Source organism: Streptomyces altiplanensis, from assembly GCF_053591575.1.
This window is the reverse complement of sequence record NZ_JBSFUB010000184.1, coordinates 1-5,965: the sequence shown is the minus strand read 5'-3', so window position 1 is coordinate 5,965 and position 5,965 is coordinate 1. Positions and strand designations below refer to the sequence as shown.

Annotated in this window: 5 protein-coding genes and 1 pseudogene; 2 read left to right on the top strand and 4 right to left on the bottom strand. The window is 69.5% G+C overall.

Features of this window, described 5'->3' with window-relative positions:
* Both dnaK and ACWD0Y_RS35870 read right to left on the bottom strand, forming a co-directional pair.
* On the bottom strand, positions 1-1,345 hold a 1,345-nt coding region (dnaK, locus tag ACWD0Y_RS35875; protein ID WP_450264449.1), incomplete at its 3' end, for a molecular chaperone DnaK.
* A gap of 18 nt (positions 1,346-1,363) precedes the next feature.
* Positions 1,364-1,861: a J domain-containing protein gene (locus tag ACWD0Y_RS35870; RefSeq protein ID WP_450264448.1), complete on the bottom strand. Its 498-nt coding sequence runs from the start codon at positions 1,859-1,861 to the stop codon at positions 1,364-1,366.
* Positions 1,862-2,066: 205 nt separating this feature from the next.
* Here ACWD0Y_RS35870 and ACWD0Y_RS35865 point away from each other — a divergent pair, with 205 nt between their 5' ends.
* Positions 2,067-2,864, top strand: a complete 798-nt coding sequence (locus ACWD0Y_RS35865) for an SDR family NAD(P)-dependent oxidoreductase (RefSeq protein WP_450264447.1) — start codon at positions 2,067-2,069, stop codon at positions 2,862-2,864.
* 36 nt (positions 2,865-2,900) lie between these two features.
* Here ACWD0Y_RS35865 and ACWD0Y_RS35860 read toward each other — a convergent pair whose 3' ends face one another.
* Positions 2,901-3,791 carry an SDR family oxidoreductase gene (locus ACWD0Y_RS35860; RefSeq protein ID WP_450264446.1) on the bottom strand — a complete coding sequence of 297 codons (891 nt, stop codon included), beginning with the start codon at positions 3,789-3,791 and terminating at the stop codon, positions 2,901-2,903.
* A gap of 327 nt (positions 3,792-4,118) precedes the next feature.
* Here ACWD0Y_RS35860 and ACWD0Y_RS35855 point away from each other — a divergent pair.
* Positions 4,119-4,268 (top strand): annotated as a pseudogene (locus tag ACWD0Y_RS35855) (cellulose binding domain-containing protein); the annotation flags it as partial.
* Between the two features lie 153 nt (positions 4,269-4,421).
* On the opposite strand, the gene ACWD0Y_RS35850 reads toward ACWD0Y_RS35855, so the two are convergent.
* The gene (locus ACWD0Y_RS35850; protein ID WP_450264445.1) at positions 4,422-5,567 is read right to left on the bottom strand and encodes a GH12 family glycosyl hydrolase domain-containing protein; all 1,146 of its coding nucleotides are present in this window, start codon (positions 5,565-5,567) and stop codon (positions 4,422-4,424) included.
* Positions 5,568-5,965: the final 398 nt, after the last annotated feature.

Here is a 5,965-nt window from a genome sequence, read left to right as displayed (position 1 = left end):
CGATCTGCGGGACACCGCGCGGGGCCGGCGGCAGACCGGTCAGCTCGAACATGCCGAGCTTCTTGTTGTACGCCGCGATCTCGCGCTCGCCCTGGAAGACCTGGATCTGCACGGACGGCTGGTTGTCCTCGGCCGTCGTGAAGGTCTCGGACCGCTTGGTCGGGATCGTGGTGTTGCGCTCGATGAGCTTGGTCATGATGCCGCCCTTGGTCTCGATACCGAGGGACAGCGGCGTGACGTCGAGGAGCAGGACGTCCTTGACCTCACCCTTGAGGACACCGGCCTGGAGCGAGGCGCCGATGGCGACGACCTCGTCCGGGTTCACACCCTTGTGCGGATCCTTGCCGGTGAGCTCCTTGACCAGCTCGGTCACGGCGGGCATACGGGACGAGCCGCCGACCATGATCACATGGTCGATGTCGGAGACCTTGATCCTCGCGTCCTTGACCGCGTTGTGGAACGGGGCCTTGCAGCGCTCCAGCAGGTCGGCGGTCAGCTGCTGGAACTGCGAACGCGTGAGCTTCTCGTCCAGGTGCAGCGGCCCCTCGGCCGACGCCGTGACGTACGGCAGGTTGATGTTGGTCTCGGTCGCGGCCGACAGTTCGATCTTGGCCCGTTCGGCGGCCTCGCGCAGCCGCTGCGTGGCCATCTTGTCCTTGGACAGGTCGACGCCGTACGCGTTCTTGAACTGCGTGGCCAGGTGTTCCACGATCCGCTGGTCCCAGTCGTCACCACCCAGGTGCGTGTCGCCGTTGGTGGCCTTCACCTCGACGACGCCCTCGCCGATCTCCAGCAGCGAGACGTCGAAGGTGCCGCCGCCGAGGTCGAAGACGAGGATCGTCTGGTCGTTCTCCTTGTCCAGGCCGTACGCGAGCGCCGCCGCCGTCGGCTCGTTGATGATCCGCAGCACCTTCAGGCCCGCGATCTCCCCGGCCTCCTTCGTCGCGGTGCGCTGGGAGTCGTTGAAGTACGCCGGGACGGTGATGACGGCGTCCGTCACCTCCTCGCCCAGGTACGCCTCGGCGTCGCGCTTGAGCTTCTGCAGAACGCGCGCGGAGATCTCCTGCGCGGTGTAGCGCTTGCCGTCGATGTCCCCGGTGTCGGGGAACCGCCACTGCGCCTCGCCCATGTGGCGCTTGACCGACCGCGCGGTGCGCTCGATGTTGGTCACGGCCTGCCGCTTGGCGATCTCGCCCACCAGCACATCGCCGTTCTTCGCGAAACCGACCACCGAGGGGGTCGTCCGGGCGCCCTCGGTGTTGGTGATGACCGTGGGCTCGCCGCCTTCCAGCACGCAGACCACCGAGTTCGTGGTACCCAGGTCGATACCCACTGCACGTGCCATTGCCCTCTCCTCCTCACCTCACCCTGCGTCCCACTTCCACAGCAGGTCCCAGCCCGTGGGCGGGTACGGACGCGGTGTGCCGGGTCCGTCGTACGACGTGGCCACTCGGGTGGGACCCGCCCGCATCAGCGCGTCGCGCCCCGGTGGAGGCGGGTGCACCGTCACCTCCAGCACCACCACATCCGCCACGCTCGGCGTCGGCGCGCCTTTGGCCCTGGTCCTGACCGGGACACGGCGGCCCGGCGGATCCTTCGGAGGGCCCTTCGGGCGCCTCGCCCCGAGCCGGGAGTCGTATGCCGCACGGAGGACGGGATCGCGCAGCGTGCCGTAGGCGGCCACGACGTCGGTGAACCGGCCGTCCACCGCCGGCTCGCCGGGGCCGGGGTTGGCGTCGGGGTGCAGCGCCCGTACGAGCCTGCGGTAGGCGGAAGTGATCTGCCCGGCCGAAGCGGTCGGCTCCACGCCGAGCACCGCGTAGGGGTCGCGCTGACCGCCGGATGTCTTCCGCCCTGCCACTGCGCTCACCTCCCGACCGCTCTGACCTGCGGGTATGGAGGAAACCTCTTCAGGAAACTGAATAGAACGCGCCGACGGAAATGTCAAGGATTTCCCGTTCCGGCAACGGCGACGCACACCGTGCCGGTCCATGCAAGGCGAAAGAAGGCATATCGACACAGCGCTACGCCGATACGGCGCCTCTTGCGGGGGTACCCGCCCGCCCATGAACGGGACCAGGCCTCTGGCCGTCGTCACCGGTGCCTCCAGCGGAATCGGTTTCGAGCTGGCCAAGCAATTCGCCGAAAACGGATTCGACCTCGTGCTGGCCGCCGAAGACCTCGGACTCGGCATCGCCGCGGACGAAGTGCGGGCCCACGGAGCCGACGTGCACGTCGTGCGGACCGACCTGGCCGCACCGGACGGGGTCGAACGGCTGCTGGGCGCCGTCACGGCGACCGGGCGTCCCGTCGCCGCCGCCGCGCTCAACGCCGGTGTCGGGCAGGGCGGGGCCTTCCTCGACACGGACCTCGCCGACGAGCTGCGCGTCATCGACCTGAACATCACCTCCACCGTGCGGCTGGCGAAGGGGCTGCTGCCGGACATGGTCGCTCGCGGCGAGGGGAAGCTCCTGTTCATGTCGTCCGTCGCCGCGACGGTGCCCGGCTCGTTCCAGGCCGTGTACAACGCCTCCAAGTCCTTCGTCCAGTCGTTCGCCCAGGCGTTGCAGAACGAACTCGAAGACACCGGGGTGACGGTCACATCGGTCATGCCCGGGCCGACGGAGACGCACTTCTTCCACCGCGCCGGCATGGAGGACACCCGGATCGGCAGGCAGCACAAGGACGACCCCGAGCAGGTGGCGAGGCAGGGCTTCGAGGCGCTGATGGCCGGCAGGAAGAAGACCGTGGCGGGCTCGGTGAAGACCAAGGCGCAAGCCGTCGTGAGCAGGGTCGTCCCGGACAGCGTCAAGGCGGCCGCACACCGGAAGATGGCGGAACCCGGATCCGGCGAAGGGAAGTGAGCTCCGCGGCTCCCGGGTGCGGCTCGCGGGCGCGGTCTACGGCAGGGGCGTTCCACCGGTGGCGTTGACGATCTCGGCCGTGATGTAGCTCGCCTGCGGGGAAGCGAGGAACACGTAGGCCGGGGCCATCTCGGCCGGCTGCGCCGGGCGGCCCAGCGGTGACTGCTTCCCGAACTCCGTGGTGTCCGGCATGGTCGCCGGAATCAGCGGTGTCCAGACCGGGCCGGGGGCGACGGCGTTGACGCGGATGCCGTCGGACGCCACCATCTGCGCCAGTCCCTGGGTGAAGGCGACGATGGCCGACTTCGTCATGGCGTAGTCGAGCAGATGGGGGCTGGGCTTGTACGCCTGGACGGAGGCGGAGTTGATGACGGATCCGCCCTCGGGGATGTGGGGGAGGGCCATCTTCGACAGCCAGAACATGCCGTAGAGATTGGTCTTCATGACCCGGTCGAACTGCTCGGTGGTGATGGAGCCGATCCCGTCCGGCTGGGACATCTGGTAGGCGGCGTTGTTCACCAGGATGTTGATCCGGCCGAATTCCGAGACCGCCCGCTCGACGAGCGCACGGCACTGCTCCTCGTCCCGGATGTCACAGCTCACCGCAACGGCCCTGCGGCCCGCTTTCTCGACGAGCCGTGAGGTGCTCGCGGCCTCCTGCTCCTCCTCGGGGAGATACGTGAACAGGACGTCGGCGCCCTCACGGGCGAAGGCCAGACACACCGCCCGGCCGATCCCCGAGTCTCCGCCGGTCACCACCGCCGCCAGGCCCTCCAGGAGCCCGTTCCCCCGGTAGGAGTCCTCACCGTGGTCCGGCGGGGGGTCCATCGGGCCCGTCCAGCCGGGGTGTGCCTGCTCCTGGTCCGGGAGCTTGGGCTGCGGATGCTTCGTGACGGGGTTCTCGACCTCGCGGCTCTCTTCACTCATGGCGTTCTCCCGGTGGGGGGTTGGTTTTGACCATCCTCGCGTTCCCCGAAGCCGGGTTTTCCAACCCGGGACGAGGAGCCGAAGGGCGGCTACGACCCGTCCCGGCCGCTGCGCCGGGACGACCTGGAGGACCAGCCGTTCCTGACCGTCGACCACCCGAAGACCACCGGCGACACCGGCGACACATCCGGCCCCGGCCCGACGCCCACACCCACTCCGCCCCTGTTCCTGTCGGGACGTGCAGCGCCACGCAGCGCGTCGTCAATTCCTGGAACGGCGGCCACCAGGCCGAGGCGACCGTGAAGAACACGGGCACCGGGCCCGTCCTGGACGGTCCACGCCACTCTGCCGGACGGCCGGCGCGTCGGCACGGTGTGGAACGGCACGCTCGGCGGCGGCACCGTGATCACCGTCTCCAGCGCCGCCTGGAGCGGTTCCCTCCCGCCCGGAGCCACCACCGCGTACGGCTTCACGGCGACGGCGGGTCCCCGCCGGACACCCCGCAGACCAGCTGCATGGTGCGCCACCAGCCGGTACGACCGGTACGACCGGTACGACCGGTACGAGGAGGCCGCTCCGTCCGTTCGGTGGGCGGAGCGGCCTCCGTGCGCCGGTCTTTGCCGCGGCCGGCTAGACCACGGTGCACGCGGTTCCGTTGAGGCTGAACTGCGTCGGCTCGGTGAACGTCCCCGAGTAGGTGCCCTGGAAGCCGAAGGACTGGCTGCCGCCCGCCGCGATCAGTGCGTTGGAGGCGGTGTTCGTCGCGGTCACCGTCCCGGAGGACGGGGTGACGGCGGCGTTCCAGGCATGGGTGACGCTCTGGCCGGCGGGGAGGCCGAAGGCCACCTTCCAGCCGTTGACGGGTGTCGCACTCGTGTTGGTGACGGTCACCTCGGCGGTGAAGCCGCCCGGCCACGCGTTGGCGCCGTAGGCGACCCGGCAGGCGCCCGGGGTTCCGGGGCCGCCCGGACCGCCCGGGTCACTGCCACCGCCGTTCACGGTGGAGGAGAAGGACTGGACCTTCAGGCCGGCCCCGTTCTCCCAGGGCTCGAATCCGGCCTGCACGCTGGTGAGGTACCACGACGGCTGGGCCATCCCGCGGGCGACGGTCTGGTCGACGAAGTCCATCACGTCGAAGCTCCAGCCGGCGATCGCCGAGGGCGCCACGAACGAGATGACGTCGTTGGAGCCGTTGTTGCCGGTCCACACGTCCCAGGCACGGCCGCCCACGGTGGCCGTACCGGTCTTCGAACCGATCGGCTGGACCGGGCCCACCCGGTTGAACCAGATCATGATCTCGGTCCTGCTGACGCCGTCCTTCTTGGGCGTCGGGTCCAGCCAGATGTCGTACGAGGCGTTGTAGACCGCGTTGCCGACGTACCCGTAGGAGATGCTGCTCGGCGCGCTGCTGATCGAGCTCACCTGCATCGGCAGGTTGGTCCCGGGAGAGCAGTTCGTGTAGTGGCAGCCGTTGTAGACGGACGGGTACGACTTGGGTGCCCCGTTGGTCGGGACGGACCCGTCGGCACGGGTGAGCTCGAACCCGGTCGCGGTCGCGTTGACGCACTGCGCGGCGCTGGTGCCCCAGCGGTTGTTCTGGACCACGTAGCGGTCCTGGAGGGTGGTGGAACCGTACTGATCGCATATCAGGGTGTCGGCGTGTGCGGGCCCCGCCGTCGTCACGAGAGCGGCCAGTGACGCCAAGGCCACCAGCATCGTCATGAGGGCGGCACGGACGGACCGGACGGACCGGGCACAGCGCTGTAGCGGTCTCATGGGGACCTTTCGGTGGGAAGGGGCAGCGGTGGGGGATTTGGGAGCGCTCCCACTATCTGTTCCGGGCTGGACTGTAGGGACCTTCGGGGGTGCTGGCAAGATGTGCCGGGTGCTTGTCCCGCGCGCCAGATAGTTGCCAACCTTCCTTTTTCGCAAGGAGATTGGGGCGAAGGGCGGCATGTGTCGGCTCGTGCGCGTAGCACCGCGGCGCTCGCCCGGCGAGGAGCCATCGGGCCGAATTCCCCGGGGCGGCCGCAGCGGTCCGGGTGCCCCCGTCCGGGCGGCTGACCGGCGGCTCCCTGACGGGCCCCGCGTCGGACGCGCGTCGGACGGCAGGAAGCGTCAGTTGGCGCCTCCGGGCCTGTCAGAGGGGCAAGTCGTCGGGCAGGACTCGGAAC